The 18340-nt window shown below is 64.8% G+C and carries 15 protein-coding genes; 7 read left to right on the plus strand and 8 right to left on the minus strand.

Annotated features, from left to right (window positions below):
• Positions 1-168: 168 nt before the first annotated feature.
• On the minus strand, positions 169-1488 hold the full coding sequence (locus tag QOL62_RS13115) for an MFS transporter (RefSeq protein WP_283406598.1): 1320 nt from the start codon (positions 1486-1488) through the stop codon (positions 169-171).
• Positions 1489-1581: 93 nt separating this feature from the next.
• The gene (locus QOL62_RS13120) at positions 1582-2043 is read right to left on the minus strand and encodes an Lrp/AsnC family transcriptional regulator (RefSeq protein WP_103730033.1); all 462 of its coding nucleotides are present in this window, start codon (positions 2041-2043) and stop codon (positions 1582-1584) included.
• Positions 2044-2174: 131 nt separating this feature from the next.
• Here QOL62_RS13120 and QOL62_RS13125 point away from each other — a divergent pair, with 131 nt between their 5' ends.
• A complete protein-coding gene (locus tag QOL62_RS13125; protein WP_283406599.1) occupies positions 2175-3227 on the plus strand; it encodes a Leu/Phe/Val dehydrogenase in 1053 nt (350 codons plus the stop codon).
• Positions 3228-3327: 100 nt separating this feature from the next.
• On the opposite strand, the gene QOL62_RS13130 is transcribed toward QOL62_RS13125, so the two are convergent.
• Genes QOL62_RS13130 through QOL62_RS13140 form a run of 3 tightly spaced genes read right to left on the minus strand, consistent with a single transcriptional unit; the run spans position 3328 to position 8642 of the window.
• Complete coding sequence (locus QOL62_RS13130) at positions 3328-5133, minus strand: acyl-CoA dehydrogenase C-terminal domain-containing protein (protein ID WP_283406600.1); 1806 nt, start codon at positions 5131-5133, stop codon at positions 3328-3330.
• A gap of 51 nt (positions 5134-5184) precedes the next feature.
• Complete coding sequence (locus QOL62_RS13135; protein ID WP_283406601.1) at positions 5185-7509, minus strand: 3-hydroxyacyl-CoA dehydrogenase/enoyl-CoA hydratase family protein; 2325 nt, start codon at positions 7507-7509, stop codon at positions 5185-5187.
• Positions 7506-8642, minus strand: a complete 1137-nt coding sequence (locus tag QOL62_RS13140) for a thiolase family protein (protein ID WP_283406602.1) — start codon at positions 8640-8642, stop codon at positions 7506-7508. Before QOL62_RS13140 ends, QOL62_RS13135 begins: the two co-directional genes overlap by 4 nt.
• A gap of 230 nt (positions 8643-8872) precedes the next feature.
• On the opposite strand from QOL62_RS13140, the gene QOL62_RS13145 reads away from it, so the two are divergent.
• From QOL62_RS13145 to QOL62_RS13165, 5 genes are read left to right on the plus strand one after another with little or no spacing between them, the layout of a single operon-like run.
• On the plus strand, positions 8873-9307 hold the full coding sequence (locus QOL62_RS13145; RefSeq protein WP_103730163.1) for a DUF2147 domain-containing protein: 435 nt from the start codon (positions 8873-8875) through the stop codon (positions 9305-9307).
• 54 nt (positions 9308-9361) lie between these two features.
• A complete protein-coding gene (locus QOL62_RS13150; RefSeq protein WP_103730028.1) occupies positions 9362-10660 on the plus strand; it encodes an OmpP1/FadL family transporter in 1299 nt (432 codons plus the stop codon).
• The gene (locus QOL62_RS13155) at positions 10660-12354 is read left to right on the plus strand and encodes a long-chain-fatty-acid--CoA ligase (RefSeq protein WP_283406603.1); all 1695 of its coding nucleotides are present in this window, start codon (positions 10660-10662) and stop codon (positions 12352-12354) included. The genes QOL62_RS13150 and QOL62_RS13155 overlap by 1 nt, the downstream gene beginning before the upstream one ends.
• A 29-nt stretch (positions 12355-12383) precedes the next feature.
• Positions 12384-12770, plus strand: coding sequence for a MerR family transcriptional regulator (locus QOL62_RS13160; RefSeq protein WP_283406663.1), 387 nt, complete (start codon positions 12384-12386; stop codon positions 12768-12770).
• Positions 12763-13641: an acyl-CoA thioesterase gene (locus QOL62_RS13165; protein ID WP_103730026.1), complete on the plus strand. Its 879-nt coding sequence runs from the start codon at positions 12763-12765 to the stop codon at positions 13639-13641. The genes QOL62_RS13160 and QOL62_RS13165 overlap by 8 nt, the downstream gene beginning before the upstream one ends.
• Before the next feature lie 28 nt (positions 13642-13669).
• Here the strand turns inward: QOL62_RS13165 and QOL62_RS13170 are convergent, their stop codons facing one another.
• The gene (locus tag QOL62_RS13170) at positions 13670-14395 is read right to left on the minus strand and encodes a Crp/Fnr family transcriptional regulator (RefSeq protein WP_199183854.1); all 726 of its coding nucleotides are present in this window, start codon (positions 14393-14395) and stop codon (positions 13670-13672) included.
• 512 nt (positions 14396-14907) lie between these two features.
• Between QOL62_RS13170 and QOL62_RS13175 the strand changes: the two genes are divergently transcribed.
• Complete coding sequence (locus QOL62_RS13175; protein WP_283406664.1) at positions 14908-16032, plus strand: acyltransferase family protein; 1125 nt, start codon at positions 14908-14910, stop codon at positions 16030-16032.
• Here the strand turns inward: QOL62_RS13175 and QOL62_RS13180 are convergent.
• Together QOL62_RS13180 and QOL62_RS13185 are read right to left on the minus strand one after the other, a co-directional pair.
• Positions 15971-16759: a sulfite exporter TauE/SafE family protein gene (locus tag QOL62_RS13180; RefSeq protein ID WP_283406604.1), complete on the minus strand. Its 789-nt coding sequence runs from the start codon at positions 16757-16759 to the stop codon at positions 15971-15973. The genes QOL62_RS13175 and QOL62_RS13180 overlap by 62 nt on opposite strands.
• Positions 16756-18135, minus strand: coding sequence for an ATP-grasp domain-containing protein (locus tag QOL62_RS13185; protein WP_283406605.1), 1380 nt, complete (start codon positions 18133-18135; stop codon positions 16756-16758). The genes QOL62_RS13180 and QOL62_RS13185 overlap by 4 nt, the downstream gene beginning before the upstream one ends.
• Positions 18136-18340: the final 205 nt, after the last annotated feature.

Raw genomic sequence — 18340 nt, forward strand, 5'->3', positions numbered from 1 at the left:
TCCTTGCCGGGAACGGCGCTCGTGTGGCGCACGCCATCCTTGCCGAGACGTGAGCCTGTGTGCCCTTGCAGACATTGTGCCTTCTGTCAGACGAATACGCTATGCCTCATTGCTTTATGCTGTGTTGAGCATGGCTCATCGCGCATACGCCTGCAGCCCGTGCCGCATTCAGGTCCGTTCGAGGTCCAGCGGGTTGTTCCGCCGTGTGTCCGGCAGCATCAGCGCCGCGCCGAGCGACACCAGGCACAACGCCGTCACGTACCAGTAGAAGCCGTGCTCCATTCCGCCGCTCTTGAACGCAAGCGCGACGTTCTCCGCCGTTCCGCCGAAAATGGCGTTCGCGATGCCATACGCGAGGCCCACACCAAGGGCGCGCACGTGGATCGGAAACAGCTCCGCCTTGAACAGGCCGCTCACCGATGTGTAGAAGCTGCAGATCGTCAGGCCCGCAGCGATCAGCACGAAGGCCGCGGCCGGGCTGCGCGTCACAGCCAGTGCACTGAACAACGGGATGGTGCACAGAACACCCAGGGCGGCGAAGAGGATCATGTTGGTGCGCCGGCCAATCCGATCCGAGAGCAGCCCCATCAGCGGCTGCTGCACCATGAACACGATAAGCACGCCCGTCATCAACAGCGTCGCCGTTTCCTTAGTCATGCCGACGGTGAGCACGAGGAACTTCTGCATGTAAGTGGTGAACGAATAGAACATCAGGCTACCACCCGCGGTGAGCGCGGCCACGATGAGGAACGGCCGGGTGGAGTGGCGGAAGAGCTCGGCAAGGCTGCCCGCCTCGGATGCCGAGCGGTTCTGCTCGCTCGCTGTCTCATGCATGTGGTCGCGCAGGAGAAGGATCGTGCCTGCGGCCACCGCACCGATGAGAAAGGCGATGCGCCATCCCCACACCCTCATGCCCGCGTCTCCGAAGATCTGCTGGAGGATCAGGATCACGAGCGTGGCCGCCAGTTGCCCGCCGATGAGGGTGACATACTGGAAAGAGGACCAGAAGCCGCGCCGCCGCGCCCCGGCAACTTCGCTAAGGTATGTCGCCGCGGTGCCGTACTGGCCGCCGGTGGAGAAGCCTTGCAGCATACGCCCTGCCAGCAGCAGGGCCGGAGCCGCAGCGCCCAGGGTCGCGTAGGTCGGCAGCACGGCGATCAGCAGGGCACCGGCCCCCATCATCAGCACCGACAGCACCATGGCCTGCTGCCGACCGCGCCGGTCAGCATAGCGGCCGAAGAACCACCCCCCGATCGGTCGCATCAGGAAGCCAACCGCAAAGATGCCGCTGGTGGCCATGACCTGCACCAGCGGGTCGCTCTTCGGGAAAAACTCCGAGGAGAAGTACAGGGCGGTGAAGGCATAGACGTAGAAGTCATACCATTCGATGAGATTGCCCGCCGATCCGGCCAGAATGGCGCGCAACCGCATCGCGTCGGTCAAGGCGGATTGGCCGGTGCCCGAACCGATCGGTATTCCTGCAGCCATGTTCCCCGATGCCATACCCTGCCCCCTCCGGCAAACCTTCTGCGCACCTAAGGCGGGCACCCGTCGCGGATCAAGCCCGTCGCCGCTGGTTGTTCAGATCGGCAAGGCTGTCGTCGCCTTGATCTCGGAGAGCGCGACGGTTGAAGTGATTTCCTGAATCCCGGGCAGCTGGGAAAGTTTCTCGAAGAAGAAGCGCTCGTAGGCGTTGATGTCCTCGGCCACTACCCGGATCATGAAGTCGACCGAACCCATCAGAACGTAGCAGTCGAGCACCTCGGGATATTCGCGGATCTTGGCGGCGAATTCGTCCAGATTGGCGCGGCCGTGGGCGTTCAGCTTGACCTGTGCGAAGACATGGGCATTGAGGCCCACCTTGTGCCGGTCCACGATCGCGACCCGGCGCTGGATGAAGCCCTCGCGCTCGAGCCGATCGATACGCCGCCAGCAGGGCGATGCCGAGAGGCCGACGCGCTCGGCGATCTGCGCGGTGGTCTGATTCGCGTCCCGCTGCAACTCGCGGAGAATTTTTCTCTCATAAGGATCAAGGTCGGTCATTTCATTCTCATAACGGCCTTCGGAGGGTTGTGTCTCGCTCAGTTTGCAGCGCAGAGCCGGAAATGAGGTCAGATTTCGTTCGCAGTGCCTGCCATAATGGTCGCGCTGTCCCAACACGCAGGAGCCTAGCAATGGTTGCCCAACACCGGCGCATGATGCCGCCGATGGAATATGTTCGCCTGTCCGACGAAGCCGCCGGTCTCGATGGCGTCATCGCCATTCACTCGACCGCGCGCGGACCGGCCGCCGGCGGCTGTCGTTTCTGGACCTATGAGGACACCAGCCTCGCCATGGCCGACGCCTTCCGCCTTGCCGAGGGGATGAGCTACAAGAATGCGATGGCCCGCCTGCCGTTCGGCGGCGGCAAGGCCGTACTGCGCCGCCCCGCAGGCGAGTTCGACCGGCGCGCCCTGTTCGAAGCGTTCGGCGAGGCGGTCGAGAAGCTCGACGGCCGCTATGTCACGGCTGAGGACGTGGGTACGAACGTCGGCGACATGGAGTGCGTGGCACGTCACACCCGCCATGTGGCCGGCCGCACCGCTCTTCCGGGGCTTGCCGGCGGTGATCCGTCGCCATGGACCGCCCTTGGCGTGTTCGAGGCGATGAAGGCGGCCGTGGCGTTCCGCCATGGCGGCACCCTGTCAGGCATGACGGTCGCCATTTCCGGCGTCGGCAACGTCGGCGCCGGACTGGCGCGGCTCCTGCGGGAAGCGGGCGCCAATCTGGTCGTCGCGGACATCGACGCGGCGCGCTGTGCCCGTCTGGCCGATGAGCTTGGCGCCGCGGTGGTATCGGTGGAGGAGATCGCAGCAAGCCCGGCGGACGTCTTCGCGCCCTGTGCGCTCGGCGGCGCTCTCAACGCAGGCACCGTCGCCGTGCTCAAGGCCGGGATCGTGTGCGGCGCCGCGAACAACCAGCTGGCGGAGCCGGACATTGCGCAGGCGCTTATGGCGCGCGGGATCTCCTATGCGCCCGACTACGTGGTGAACGCCGGCGGCATCATCAACGTTTCAGCGGAATACCTCGGCGAGAGCGAGCAGGAGGTGCGCAACCGCGTTCTCGAAATCGGGCCGCGCACACACGAAGTCCTCGCCATCGCCGCCGATGAAGGTCTTTCACCCAATGCCGTCGCCGATCGCATGGCCGAAGACCTGATGCAGGCGCCGGAACCCCTTCCCGCCTGATCCTTCTCCTCCGGATCGGAACGGCAGGTACGAAACAACCCAAGGTGGCATGGCCGCCTTGGGTTGTTCTGTTTTCGGGAGCGTGACTTCGCTCAGCGGATCAGAACGCCGCCTCGTCCAGCGCCATCATCGAGCCCTTGCCAGCCTTGATCGCCAGGAACGCGGCGGTCGCCTGCGGGAGGATGCGATCGAAGTAGAACTGCGCCGTGGCCAGCTTCGCCTTGTAGAACGCGGCGTCTTCGGTCCCGCTGCCAAGCTCGTCCCGGGCGATCATGGCGGACTTGGCGAAGCAGTATGCCATCGCGACCAGCCCCATCAGGCGCAGGTAATCGGTCGCGGCAGCCGCCGCTTCCTCAGGGTCCTTCATGCCCTTCTGCGCGATCGTGCCCGTGGAGAGCTGAAGCGCACCGAAGGCCTTCTCCAGCGCCTCGACCATACGGCCGAACTGCGCATCACCCTTTGTCGCCTCGATGAACTGCGAGACCGGGTGGAAGAAGCTGCGCAGGTAGCGGCCCATGTGCGCGGGCATCTTGCGCCCCACAAGGTCGAGGGCCTGGATGCCGTTGGTGCCCTCGTAGATCATCGCGATGCGGGCGTCACGGGCGTACTGCTCCACGCCGCTCTCGGCAATGTAACCGTGGCCGCCGTAGACCTGGACCGCCAGATTGGCGCTCTCATGCCCGAGGTCCGTGAACAGCGCTTTCACCACCGGGGTCATCAGCGCGATGAAGTCCTCGGCGCACTGCTTCACCTCGGGGTCGGTCGCGTGCTTTTCGGCATCGAGCGCACGGCTGACCCACGCGCCGAGGGCGCGGCAGCCTTCGTTGTAGGCGCGCATCGTCATCAGCATGCGGCGCACGTCGGGATGAACGATGATCGGATCGGCCGGACCGCTGGGGTTCTTCACGCCCGACAGCGAACGGCCCTGCAGGCGCTCCTTCGCGTAGTACACGGCCGACTGGTAAGCCGCTTCGCCGATGCCAAGACCCTGGATGCCAACCGAGACACGCTCGGTGTTCATCATCTTGAACATCGCTTCCATGCCCTTGTTGGGCCTGCCGACCAGCCAACCGATCGAATCGTCGAAATTGAGCTGGCAAGTTGCCGAAGCCTTGAGGCCCATCTTGTGCTCGATCGCGGCGACCGAAACGCCGTTCGCCGGCCCCGGCGTTCCGTCGTCCTTGGGCAGGTACTTGGGCACGAGGAAGAGACTGATCCCCTTCACCCCGGCGGGCGCGTCCGGCAGGCGGGCAAGGACGAGATGCACGATGTTTTCGGTCAGGTCATGCTCGCCCGCCGAAATGAAGATCTTCGCGCCGCTCACCTTGTACGAACCGTCATCCTGCGGCACCGCCTTGGTGCGCAGCATGCCGAGATCGGTGCCGCAATGTGGCTCGGTGAGACACATCGTGCCCGACCAGTCGCCAGAAACCATCCGGGGCAGATAGAACTGCTTCAACTCGTCACTGGCGTAAGCCTCGATCGCGGTGGTGCCGCCGTGCGTCAAGCCGGGATAGAGGCTGAACGAGAGGTTGGCCGAGCAGATCATCTCCTCGGTCATCTTGTTCACGGCCTCCGGCAGGCCCTGGCCGCCCCACTGCGGGTCGGACGCCAGCGCGCACCAGCCACCCTCGCGGAACATGTCGTAGGCTTCCTTGAAGCCCTTGGGTGTGCGCACGACGCCGTTCTCGAGGGTACACCCCTCGATGTCGCCTGACCGGTTCAGCGGCAGCAGGACTTCCTGCGCCACCTTCGCCGCTTCCTCCAGGATGGCGTCGACCAGGTCTGGGCTGAACTCTTCCAGCGCCTCCAGCTTGCCGAAGCCGTCCTGCCCGTACTTCTCGTTGTTAAAGAGTTCGTGGATCACGAACCGCATGTCGCGCAGTGGCGCTTCATAGACCTGCATTTGTCTCTCTCCTGGGGCGGCGCACGGCCGCCCTCCAACTCAGTCGCGCCGTCAGTTGCGCAGGGGCTTGCCGGTTTCGAGCATGTGCTCGACGCGGGCGATGGAGCGGGGCTCGCGCACGAGCCGCATGAAGGCCTCGCGCTCCAGCTTGAGGAGTTCCTGCTCCGTCACCGTGTCGACCAGATCGGCATCGCCGCCCGACAGGACCGTGGCGAGCGCATCCGAGACGACCATGTCGTAATCGGTGGCCTTGCCCTGCTTGCGAAAACCCTCCGCCGCCATGGAAAGTGCGACGCGCCCGCTTTGACCGGGCAGGCGGTACTCCGGCGCCTCGGGCGGCGTGTAGCCGTCCACCAGCGAAAGGGCCTTCTGCTTGGCATCGTAGAGCAGCCGGTCCCGGTTCATGGTGATGCCGTCGTCAGCCCGCAGGAACAGCAGTTCCTTGGCCTGCGCGGCGGACTTGGACACCGTTGCCGTCGACACCGTCTCGAAGACCTTGGCCACAGGAGGCATCGGCCCCTTGGGCATCATCTTGTTCTTCTGCCAGCGGTCCAGCATCTCGCCGTTGCCGCCCCAGCCGGGGATGAGGCCAACGCCGCACTCGACCAGTCCGGTGTAAAGCTCGGCATGCGCCTGGACCGCGTCACAGTGCAGCAGGATCTCGCAGCCACCGCCCACGGCCAGCCCGGCGGGTGCACCGACGACCGGGAACGGCGCATACTTGAGGCCCTTGTACGCCATCTGGCCACCGGCCACGAGCTTCTCGATCTCGCTCCACGCCGCGATGTTCACCGCGAAGAGGGCAAGGCCGAGGTTGGCCCCTGCGGAGAAGCTGTCCGCATCGTTGTACACGACGAGCGCCTTGTACTTGGAGGCGACGAGAGGCAGCGCCTCGATGATCAGCTTCATGACCTCACCGTCAAGCGCGTTCATCTTGCCGGTGAATTCGAGCGCGACGACGCCGTCGCCGATGTCCCAAAGCGCGGCCGAGGAATTCTTCAGCAGCGGCTTGGAAGCGAGCTTGATATCGGCAAGGCGCAAGACGCCCTCGGCACGGACCACGTCGTGGTACACGCCGTCCAGGCCCAGGAACTGCCGCTTGCCGCCTTCGACGCGATAGAACGTGCGATCACCGGCGATGCGCAGGATCTCCGGCACCGGCGTGCCGTCAGCTTCGAGACGCTGCGCCAGCCAGGCAGCGCCCAGCTTGTCGATCATCTCGAAGGGGCCAGCCTTCCAGTTGTAGCCCAGCTTCATGGCGTCGTCGATCGCGACCACGTCGGCTGCGGCCGATGGGATCAGCGATGCCGCATAGGCGAGCGTACCGCCGAGAATGGCCCAGGCGTATTCACCAACTGGCCCCTTGGTTTCCACCAGCTTGCGCAGATCGCCCTTGGCAGCCGCGCCCGAAGGCCCCGCCGCACGGATGCTTTCGCGGTATTCGCCGGTCTTCAGGTCGACGGATTCCTTGCGGCGTCCCATCTCCTTGTTGAGGCGATAGAACCCGCCCTTGCCCTTGCGGCCCGTATAGCCCTCACCGATCATCTTTTCGATGAGGGGGTGTGAGCGGGCGATGCCCTGGTACGGATCATCCTTGGGAAGAGTGGAAGTCAGGCTTGCCTGCAGGTGAGGCATGAGATCGATACCCACGAGGTCGACCAGCCCGAAAATACCGGTCTTGGGAACGCCCATCGGCTTGCCCGCGACAGCATCCGCCAGCTCGACCGTCAGGCCCATGTCAAACGCTGCGTTCAGGCCCAGCTGGATCCAGTACGTGCCGATGCGATTGGCGATGAAGCCGGGGGTGTCGTTGGCCTTCACCACGGTCTTGCCCATGGCGACGTCGGCGAAGCGTTCGACCTTGGCGGCGACCGCTGCGTCCGTGTCCTTGCCGGTCACGATCTCCATCAGCCGCATGTAGCGGGGCGGGTTGAAGAAGTGCGTGATGAGGAAGTCGCGCTTGAACGCATCCGAGCGCCCCTCGACCAGCTGCGCCAGCGGGATCGTCGAGGTGTTCGACGAGACCGCCGTACCTTCGCGCTTGATGGCTTCGAGCTTGGCGTAAAGGCCCTGCTTGATGTCCAGCCGTTCGATGATTGCCTCGATGACCCAGTCGCACTCGGCGACTTTGTCGAGATGGTCCTCGATGTTGCCCGTCTCCACCAGCTTGGCGGCAGACTTGCTCATGAAGGGGGCCGGATCGGTCTTGAGCATCTTGGCCACCGCGCCTTCGGCGATGGCGTTGCGGTTCGTGCCTTCCTTGGGAACGATGTCGAGCAGCAGAACCGGCACGCCGGCGTTCGCGACCTGGGCGGCGATACCGGCACCCATGGTGCCGGCGCCGATCACGCAGACTTTCTTGATGGCGTCGCTCATTCCACGGCCTCCAGTACGGTGGCGATGCCCTGCCCGCCACCGATGCACTGGCTGGCGAGAGCGTACTTGCCGCCTTCGCGCTTGAGCAGCGCGGCCGCCTTGCCGACGATGCGTGCGCCGGTGGCGCCAAGCGGGTGACCGATGGCGATGGCGCCGCCGTCGATGTTCACCTTGGCGAGATCGAGGTTGAGGTCCTTGATGCAGGCCAGCGCCTGCGAGGCGAAGGCTTCGTTCAGCTCAACCACGTCGAGATCGGCGGCGGAGATGCCGGCCCGTTCCATGGCCTTCTGGCTGGAAAGGATCGGTCCCAGCCCCATCGTTTCAGGCGCGCAACCGGAGATCGCCACCGACTTCACGCGGGCGAGGATCGGCAGGCCGTGAGCGCGCGCATACTCCTCGGTCGTGACGAGCACGGCGCTGGCACCGTCGGTGAGCGGCGAGGAGGTGCCCGCGGTGACGGAGCCCTGCGCATCAAAGGCAGGCTTCAGCGCGGCAAGACCCTCCGCGGTCGTTTCCGCACGAATGGCGCCGTCTTCGCTGACGATGCCGTTCTTCGTTTCGATCGGCACGATCTCGTCCGACAGCTTGCCGGCTTCGCGCGCGGCAGCCGCGCGCTTCTGGCTTTCGACCGCCAGAGCTTCCTGTTCCGCCCGGCCGATCTGGTACTTGGTGGCGACGTTCTCGGCCGTTTCACCCATGCCCATGTAAGCCGCGCTCTTCTTCGCGAGCGTCGGGTTCGGCAGCGGGTTGAAGCCCATCATGGGCACGCGGCTCATGGATTCGACACCGGCGCAAATGAAGACTTCGCCCGCACCAATCGCGATCTGCCCCATTGCGGTGTGGATGGCGCTCATCGAGGAGCCGCAGAAGCGGTTCACCGTCATGCCGCCGACCGACAACGGCAGGTCGGCCAGAAGGCCGATCAGACGGGCGACGTTGAGGCCCTGCTCACCTTCCGGGAAGGCGCAGCCGACGATGATGTCCTCGATATCGGCGGGCTCAACGCCCGTCTTGGAAATAAGCCCCCGGATCACCTGTGCGGTCAGGTCATCCGGGCGGACGCGGGCAAGCGCACCCTTGTTGGCAAGGTGGAACGGCGAACGGGCATATCCCGCGATCACGACGCTTTGCATGTATACCTCTCCATGAGCGGACCGACCTTGCGCCAGCACACAGGCCGGGCCGAATCCGTACGATCCTCGTCCTCTCGAACGTCTTCCCTTAAGGTGCGATTCTTTCCCTATACGTCAAGATATTTTTGGGTTATGCCGAGTCTATCCGGTTCGGAAGCGATCGCCGCCTGCCAAGTCAGGGGCACGTTCCATCAACAAGAACCAGGGCGAGAGAGATGGAGAGGCCGCTGATGCACATCGTTAAACTTGCGACTCTGGCGTTGGTTTCCGCCGTAGGCGCCGCTTCGCCGGCGTTTGCCGCAGATGCCGGTTCACTCGTGGGTTCATGGCAGACGCCGGCAAAGCACGGCGTCGTCCAGATCGAGCGCTGCGGCGCGTCGATCTGCGGAAAGTTGGCCAATTCGGCCAATATCCAGAAGAACCCGGACCTCAAGGACGTCAACAACAAGGACGCGGCCAAGCGCGACCGCCGTCTCAAGGGCCTGCAGATCCTGGGCGGCTTCAAGCACGAAAAGGGGCAGTGGACGGGTGGTACCATCTACAACCCCGAGGATGGCGGAACCTACAAGGCGACCATCACCCCGGCTGGCGCCGACACGCTGAAGCTGAAGGGCTGCATCGTGTGGCCCCTGTGCAAAACTCAGACGTGGACGCGCATCAAATAACGCGACAAACAGTTCAAGCTGCAGCAAAAATTTATCTTCAAGGGAGAGTCCCCAATGCAAATCAAGACCGGCCGTATCCTCCTCGCGAGCGCGGCTAGCATCGTCGCCTTCGCTTGGGCCGGATCGGCAAGTGCGCAGGCGTTTTACCTTCAGGAACAGTCCGTCCGCGGCCAAGGCCGCGCCTTCTCGGGTGAAGCGGCCGACACCGGCGTGGATTCGCTGTGGTGGAACCCTGCGTCCATCGGTGGTCTCCAGGGCGGCGAAGCCTCCATCCGCGCCAGCTTCATCCGCCCGCGCGGCGAAGTCGTGAACGAGAACACGCTCATCGTCCGCCCCGGCCAGGCAGCGGCCCCTGTGGGCGGTGAGAACGTGTCGAAGAACCCGATCAACAACGGCGTGCTGCCCTCGGGCGCGGTTGCCTACGGCTTCGGCCGCGTAGCCGTCGGCCTCAGCGTTGCGGCACCGTATTCGTTCACGACCGACTACGATGCGGACAGCTGGGCGCGCTATTCGGCCGACAAGACCAAGCTGCGCACCTTCGACATCCAGCCCAGCATCGCCGTCGCCATCACGGACGGCCTGTACATCGGCGCGGCAGCGAACATCGAGCATGTCGACGCCGCCCTCGGCAATTACCTTCCCAACCTCTCGCCGCTTCTTCCCGACGGTCACCAGAACCTGAAGGGCAAGGGCTGGGATGTGGGCTGGTCGGCCGGCGTGCAGTTCCATGACGGCCCTGTCTCGCTCGGCCTCGCCTACAAGTCGTCGATCAAGCACAAGCTTGACGGCAGCGTGACCATCGAAGGTCTCGTTGGGCCGCTGGCAGGCCAGAACCGTGTCGTTGACGCGAAGGCGGAGTTCAGCACCCCGTGGATGCTCATCGGCAGCGCGCGCGCCAAGATGAGCGACCGCTTCACGCTCAACGCGCAAGTCGTCCGGATGGGCTGGAGCGAATTCGATTCGATCGATCTCGGCGCTCCGCTGAACCAGTCGATCCCGGAGAACTACCGCAACAGCTGGACCTGGGCGATTGGTGCCGACTACGAGTTGAACCCGCAGTGGACCATCCGCACCGGCTTCCAGCGCGGCATCACGCCGACCCGCAACGGCGACCGTGACGCACGCGTGCCGGACGCGAACCGCTGGAACTTCTCGGCTGGCACCAGCTACGCCATGAACTCCAGGTTCACCATCGACGCGGCGGCATCGTACATCACGTTCGAAGACGCTCCGATCGATCGCACCACGGCCGCTTACGCCGGCACGCCGGTTCAGACGCCGATCCTGGTGAACGGCGAACTGCGCGATGCTTCGGCACTCGTCCTCTCCCTCGGTGCAAGGATGGCCTTCTGATGAATGACGCGGCGACGATCGGCGGAGGGCAGTCCGCCCGCGAAACCTTCACGACGGACGAGATGCCGCCGATCGCGCCGCGGCTTCTGACGGACCTGCTCGACCATGCCGTGCAGGAGCACGGCTCATGGCCCGCCGTCGACTTTATGGGCCGCAAGTGGTCCTACGAAGAGATCGGCAATCTTGTGAAGCGGGCCGCTCGCGGCCTTCAGGACCTTGGTGTCGAAAAGGGCACCCGGGTGGGCCTGTGCCTTCCGAATACACCTTACTACGTGATCGCCTACTTCGCGGTGCTGCGGATCGGCGGCATCGTCGTCAACTTCAACCCGCTGTACACCGAGCGCGAGATAGCGCACCAGGTGAACGACTCCGGCTGCGAGGTGATGATCGCCACGGACCTTGCGATCAGCCTTCCCAAGCTGGAGCCGCTCGTCGGAACCGGCACCCTGAAGCGGATCGTGGTATGCCCGTTCGCCGATGCCCTGCCGGCGATGAAGCGTCACGCCTTTCTCCTCTTCAAGCGCAGCGACATCGCGCACGAACCCCATGATGTGCGCTACGTCCGCTGGGCCACCCTGATCGCCCGTGACGCCGAGCCGGACCCGGTTGACCGCGTGCCTGACGATCTTGCGGTGCTGCAGTACACCGGCGGCACCACCGGAGTGCCGAAGGGGGCGATGCTCAGCCACGCCAATCTCGCGGCGAACTCGGCACAGATGATCGCCCACGTAGGCAGCATGCCCGAGAAGCAGGAACGCACGCTGGGCGTCCTGCCTCTCTTCCATGTCTTCGCGCTGACGACGGTGCTGAACTACTCGGTCGATACGGCAGCGGAGATGATCCTGCTGCCCCGTTTCGAAATGAAGTCGTTCCTCGCCACGGCCAAGCGGACGAAGCCCACCCAGTTCTTCGGTGTGCCCACGCTCTACACCGCGCTGAATCATCAGCAGCTCCACGGAGAATTCGACTGTGTGCGGGTCTGCATTTCCGGTGGCGCACCGCTGCCACTCGAAGTGCGGCGCGAATTCGAGCAGCGTACCGGGGTGCGCGTGGTGGAAGGCTACGGCCTGTCCGAAGCCAGCCCCATCATCGCCTGCAACCCGCTGGACGGCCTTGTGAAGGACAACTCCTGCGGTCCCGCCTTCCCCGGCACTGTGCTGGAAATCCGCGATCCCGCCGATCCTGCGCGACTCTGCGCCCAGGGCGAGAAGGGCGAGGTCTGCGCCCGCGGCCCCCAGGTGATGGAGGGGTACTGGAACCGGCCGGAGGACACCGACAAGACCTTCACCGACGGCGCGCTGCGCACCGGTGACATCGGTTATCTCGACGAGGACGGCTATCTGTTCCTTGTAGACCGTATCAAGGACGTGATCCTGTGCGGCGGCTACAACGTCTATCCGCGCATCATCGAGGAAGCGCTCTACGAGCACCCTATGGTGGCCGAAGCCGTGGTGATCGGCATCCCTGACGAATACCGCGGACAGGCACCCAAGGCTTTCGTCGTGCTTCACAGCGGCGACATCCTCGTCGAGAATGAGCTGACGGCCTTCCTGCGTGACAGACTGAACAAGATAGAGATGCCTGCCTCGATCGAGTTCCGAGATTCGCTGCCCAAGACGATGGTCGGCAAGCTGTCGAAGAAGGAGCTAGTGGCGGAAGAGGCTGCCAGGCGAGAGGGTGGGACCAGGTCTTGACCGCCCTTCCCGCTTCGGAGGGCCAGCCGATGCTGGGTATTCAGGAAGCTGCCACCCTGCTCGGCGTGACGATGCGAACGCTGCGGTTCTACGAGGATAAAGGGCTCATCGCCCCCCAGCGCGCGGGAACGACCCGCATTTATTCAAAGCGCGAGATAGGCCGTATGCAGTTGATCCTGCGCGGCAAGCGCCTGGGCTTTTCCATCCGCGAGATCAAGGAGTTCCTCGACCTCTACGATGTGGACCCCGAACATCTGGAGCAGGTACGGGCGCTCCGTGCCCGCATCCGCGAACGCATTGCCGACTTGCGCAAGCAGAAGCTCGCCATTGAGCAGACGCTGGACGAACTTCTTTCCATCGAGCGACAGGCGTCCGCCCGGCTCGAAGGCTCACCTGTGAGGCCCGTTCATGACTGATCCCGCAGCAGCCGTCGCTGAGCTGCGTACACTGCTCGAAGTCGAGGAAATCGACACCGATCTGTACCGCGGAGCTGCCGCCGCCGAAGGCCCCGGGCGTGTATTCGGCGGTCAGGTCGTGGCACAGGCTCTTGCTGCGGCCGCGCGCGGTATTCGCGACGCGGGAGGGGAAGAGCGCGACGCCCACTCGCTTCACGCCTACTTCCTGCGCGCGGGAGACACCACCAGGCCGATCATCTACCGCGTGCTGCGGGACTTTGATGGCGGCAGCTTCGCCAACCGCCGGGTCGTCGCCATGCAGGGCGGCAAACCGATCCTGAACCTGGCGGCGTCCTTTCACCGCCGCGAAGAAGGCTTCGCGCACGCAGCGCCGATGCCCGCCGTGCCCGAGCCGGAGCAATGCCCCGAGATGGTGGCCGCTCTCACTGCGGCAGGCCAGAAGCTGCCGCAGGCGATGTACGAAAGGCTGGCGCCTTTCGAGGTGCGCCCCGGCCCGCAGGCGACCAGCGACACCGAGACCCCGCGCCAGTTCCTCTGGTTCAGGCTTGCCGCTCCGCTGGGAGGCGATGATGCGCTGAAGCGGGTGGTGGTCGCCTATGCGAGCGATTTCGCGCTCGTGTCGACTGCGGTACTGCCGCACACGACGTTCTTCACACCCGGCCTGCAGGTCGCCAGTCTCGATCACGCGGTGTGGTTCCATTCCACGCCTCCGGTGGAAGACTGGCTGCTCTACGTGATGGACAGCCCCTGGGCCGGCCATGCGCGGGGCTTCGCGCGCGGGTCGATCTACGACCGCTCGGGCCGCCTCGTGGCAAGTGTAGCGCAAGAAGGGCTTTGTCGATTGGCTCCTCCTTCCGACCGGAAAGCCTAGGCGCCGCTTCGACACGCGACGCGCGCGCTCACACCGGCTGGTGCTGGCTCTCCGCCGGGTCGAGGTGGAGGTAATGGGGGTTGAACAGGGCCACGGCCATCAGCCTGTCCAGATCGTGCATGGTCAGCTGGCGGTTGCGCAACTCGATCAGGCCATCCCGCCGCATCTCCTGGATGGTCCGGTTCACATGCACCTGGGTGAGCCCGGTGGCGTCCGCGATATCGCTCTGCGTAAGCGGGAAGTCGCAGGTGTCGCCCTGCGTGGCTCCACCGTCGCGCAGTCGCATGAACATTTCGCAGAAAAGGTGGGCGATGCGCTCGTAAGCGGTCCGCTGGCCGATGCTGGTGGTCCACTCCCGCTGGATGGCAATTGCAACCTGCTCCGTCCGCCGCAAGGCCTCGCCGACACGCGGGATGGCCTCGGCTAGCTCACGAAGATCCGGCTTCGCTACTTCTGCCAGCTGCACCTGGGTTATCGTGGAAAGCGAATGGTCCATGGCGCAAGGGATGAAGACGTTCGCGTCACACAGGTCACCCGCCACAAAGAAGGACAATATCTGCCGGCGACCATCCGCAAGCTGCTTGTAGCGCTGCGCCCAGCCATCAAGGATGAAGCAGACGTGGCCTGGCCTGTCCCCCTCACGGATGATGTCGTGGCGCGGGGGCAATACCCGTACGCGTCTGTTGAGCACGGTATCCAGAATTTCGCGATCGGCTTCCGTGAGATTGGCGAACGCGGGGAGGTGTAACGACAAGTGTGACCGGTTCCCAAAAGAGCAATACGCCGTCATTGCGCGGTCCCGCAGCTTGCAGCATTTACATGCGTTAATCCCCTTTTGGGCCGACTGATTTACCCGTCCGGCGCCGCCGCTGACGGCGTCCCGCAGTGCCCCCACAGGGCTCGGGACCCCGGCCCGGGCGTTGACGCCGCAGACTGCAGGCTCTGCGCCGAAACCTCCTCCATTCGGACGCGTGCCGCTCTTCCCGCCAGGACTGCTGTCCCTTGGACGTCTCGGACCGGCTGCCCGACCCGCAGGTACGGGCCGACGCGGCCACAGATGCCTTTTCCGACTTCCAGCCTCCATACCGCCGTGCTCGCGCAGCAGGTCTCCGGCGGTGGCACATCCCCGAGACGGCGGCGCGCGAGCTTGACAAGGCGGCTGTGCAGCAACCACTTCCCCGCGCAGGCTTTATGATGCCGGGAATGTAGATGGAGCATGGATGACGATGGGCAAGGTGGTGCTTGGCTGACACGAACAGCGATATCATGGCGCGGCGTTCCGATGCGATCCGCATCGCCCGGGTCATCTGCATCACCGGCATCGTCTATGTCCACGCCTGGACGGGTCTGTCAGGGCACGATCTGGAGTTGGCACGCGGCACGCCTCAGGAACTGCTGCGCTGGATGCTTATGGAGGTATTCGGCCGAAGTGCCGTGCCTCTGCTTGGCCTGATATCGGGCTGGCTCGTCGCGGGATCGACGCAGACGTGCAACTGGAGGGCTCATGTCGCGCGAAAGGCGCGGACCATAGCCTTGCCGATGATCCTCTGGAACGTGCTCGCCATCGTCCTGGTATCAGGCACCGCCTGGCTGTTCGGGATGGCCGCTCCTGTCCCTCAGTCCGTGCGGTGGCTGGCGGAAGAAATCTTGATCCTCACCCGACCGCCCGACATCGACGTGCAAATGCCCTTCTTGAGGGATCTGTTCCTGTGCATGGTGGCTGCACCGCTGCTGGTGCGCCTGCCCTCGGCCATGCTACTTTCTGTGGTATTGGCCGCAGGGACCTGCCACGTGCTGGGGCTGGGGCCGCCCATCCTCCTGCGACCCTCCATCCTCATGTTTTTCACGATCGGGATCCTGGTGCGCCGCACCAATCTGGCCGAGCGTCTTGCCGGCTGGCCGGCCTTGTGCGCGCTTCTGCCGTTCGCCGTTCTGATGCCGCTGCATCTCTTTCTGTCCATCGGAGAAGCGGGCGGCTCCCGCCCCGTGGAGATCGCCGCCGTCGATCTGGTGGCGCGGGTCTCGGCTTCGCTGGCGGTGTGGTGGCTCGCCTGGCGGCTTGTCGAAACCCGGGCGCTTCCTCTATTCCGGCGTATTGAGCCGTACATGTTCTTCTATTTCTGCGCGCACCTTATCTTGTTGTGGCTGTTCGGTCCGCTGCTGGGAAAGCTGACGGGCAAGCTGGGATCGCCGCTCTATCCGCTGTTCCTGATCGCGCAGCCCTTCCTGATCCTGGGTGCCGTGATCGCACTGGCGACGCTGCTGCTGAAGGTTGCGCCCGGTGCGGCCGGCGTCCTTAGCGGAGGACGTCTCAAAGCTTCCTATGGAATCAAAGTCGATCGAAAAGCGGGGTCGGCTCGAATGCAAGGGAGGCCAGCGCCCAGAGGCTGAGCGCCAGCATCACCCCGCCGATCCACTGGGTCAGATCGCGGGGCTCCGCGCGGCGCGTGACCACCGCGCCGACGGGCGCCGCCACGATGCCGCCGATCAGCAACCCCGCCGCGGGAAGTACGAACGATTGAAGGCCGACCGTGCCGATGAAGGCCGAAAGAACCGTCACAGTCACGAAGAACTCGGCCGCATTGACGGTCCCCACAGCCATGCGCGGCGTCATTCCCTGCGCGATGAGGCTACCGGTCGTAACCGGCCCCCATGCGCCGCCGTAGGCATCGAAAAAGCCAGCGACGAAGCCAAGCGGCCCCATCGCCCGCATCCGACGATAGCCTTGTGCGCGCCGCCGCCCGCGCCAGATGAGGTAGATTCCCACCGCGGCGAGATAGACGAGCAGGACCGGCTTCAGAATGCTCAGGTTCAGGTGGGACAGTGCCCAGACCCCCACAAGCCCGCCTGCGATCCCCGGGAGGACGAGGCGGGCGAACAGTGACCAGTCCACGTTGCTCTGCACGGCGTGCGACAGGCCCGACACGCCGCTCGTGAAGCCTTCCACGGTATGCGTCACCGAAGACGCGGTCGCCGGAGGCAGGCCGAGCAGGACAAGGAGCGAATTCGCCAGGACGCCGAAGCCCATGCCGGTTGCGCTATCCACGAGCTGGGACAGGAACCCGGCCAGTATGAAGGGCGCGAGCACGTCCCATGGCACTGCGGAAAGATCGATCATCCCTTGCTCCTGCGTCGCCGGGATGCCCGGCCACTGAGCCGCCCTGCCGGTGTGGTGAGCAGGAAGAGCACGGGAAAGGCCAGCGACAAGGCCGAGAGCACCCCGCTCAGCGAGGGTTCCACCCCGGCGAGCCAAGGGAGCACCGCAGCCCAGATCGCAGCGGCGAGAACCACCAGCAGCGTCCGCTCCTGCGCACGATCGTTGGTGCCGGTCAGGTCCACTTTAGCCCGTCCCGTGAAAAGGCTGCGCAGTCCGATCCCGGTCGGGCTGCGCCGATCCACCAGCGGTCGCGGGAACGCACCTTGGGCGAGGCACCCCACCCCCGCCGTCAGCATCCGAAGCCCAACGGCGGACGCGAAGCTGCGGAACTCGGTGTTGCGGTCGATCAGTGTGCGCAGCCCGGCGCGGCCCCCGAACACCATGTCTGCCAGCGCCGTGTGCTCCGCAGGTGTCTGCGTGCGTTCGCTGGCCACGCTCTGCGTCGAGAGCACCCAGTTCAGGATGGCGGTCGGCACGTCGAGCCCGGTAGCGCGCTCCAGCCCCTGGAACCCCGGTGCCGAATTGGCTTCACAAATGCGGTAGCCATCCTCGTCAAACAGGATGTCGATGCCCGTGATGTCGAGTTCCAGTACGTCGGCCGCCTGGACCGCCAGTTCGGCCATGTCGGGCGGAGGGTTGTAGGCAACCCCGACGCCGCCGAGCGATACGTTGGACTTGAACCCGCCCGTCAGCGATCGCCGCTCCATCGCCGCTACCACACGGCCGCCGACGACGAGCACCCGCACGTCGCGTCCGTGGCTTGCGCGTACATACCGCTGGAGGATAAAATCCGCCTTGGCCTCGGCGCTTTCCAGCAGGCCCGCCAGATCCTCGAACTGGCTGCGATCCTCGCATTTGAGGACGCCTGCGCCACGGGTGCCCTTCAGCGTCTTGACGATGACGGGAAAGCCCAGTTCGCGTTCGACAAGGTCGACGTCGATGGGAAACGCCCCCAGCATCGTGCGCGGAATGGGCAAGCCAGCGCGGTTGAGTGTCTGCAGCGTGTGCAGCTTGTCGGACACTGTCTCGATCGTGGCAGGGCCATTGACGAGCCGGACACCGCGCCGTTCGAAGTGACGCAGCAGGGCGAGAGTGAAGTAATCGGTTTCGGCGCCGGTACGGCAGATCACGAAATCGGGCTTGTCGATCGCACGGCCCTGATACTTAATCCCCCAGTCGCCCACCGCTCCGACGACCAGTTCGAACCTGTGAGGCTGCAGAACGTTCATTTCGATGCCCAGCGCCGCAGCGGCCTGCTGGAAGCGGAAGACCTCCGGCACCTCGGGTATCGAAGGATCGAGTTCATGCTGAAACAGAATCCAGCCGCGCAGAGCCATACTTCCCCCGAAAGCGCGCACCCCGCGCGCATGTGCAAGCCACTGTCCGTAAGGAATGACGCTCACGGATGTTGGTTGCGAGCCTATGGGGTCGCCGCCGGTTGTCCAGCCGCTTCGCACCATCCATTCATCATCAAACGTGCAAACAGGGGTGATCGCGCGGAGACGGAGAATGACGCCTGCAACTGAACGCTGGACCACTGCC

The sequence above is a fragment of the Novosphingobium panipatense genome (assembly GCF_900182875.1).
Taxonomy (GTDB): Bacteria; Pseudomonadota; Alphaproteobacteria; order Sphingomonadales; family Sphingomonadaceae; genus Novosphingobium; species Novosphingobium panipatense.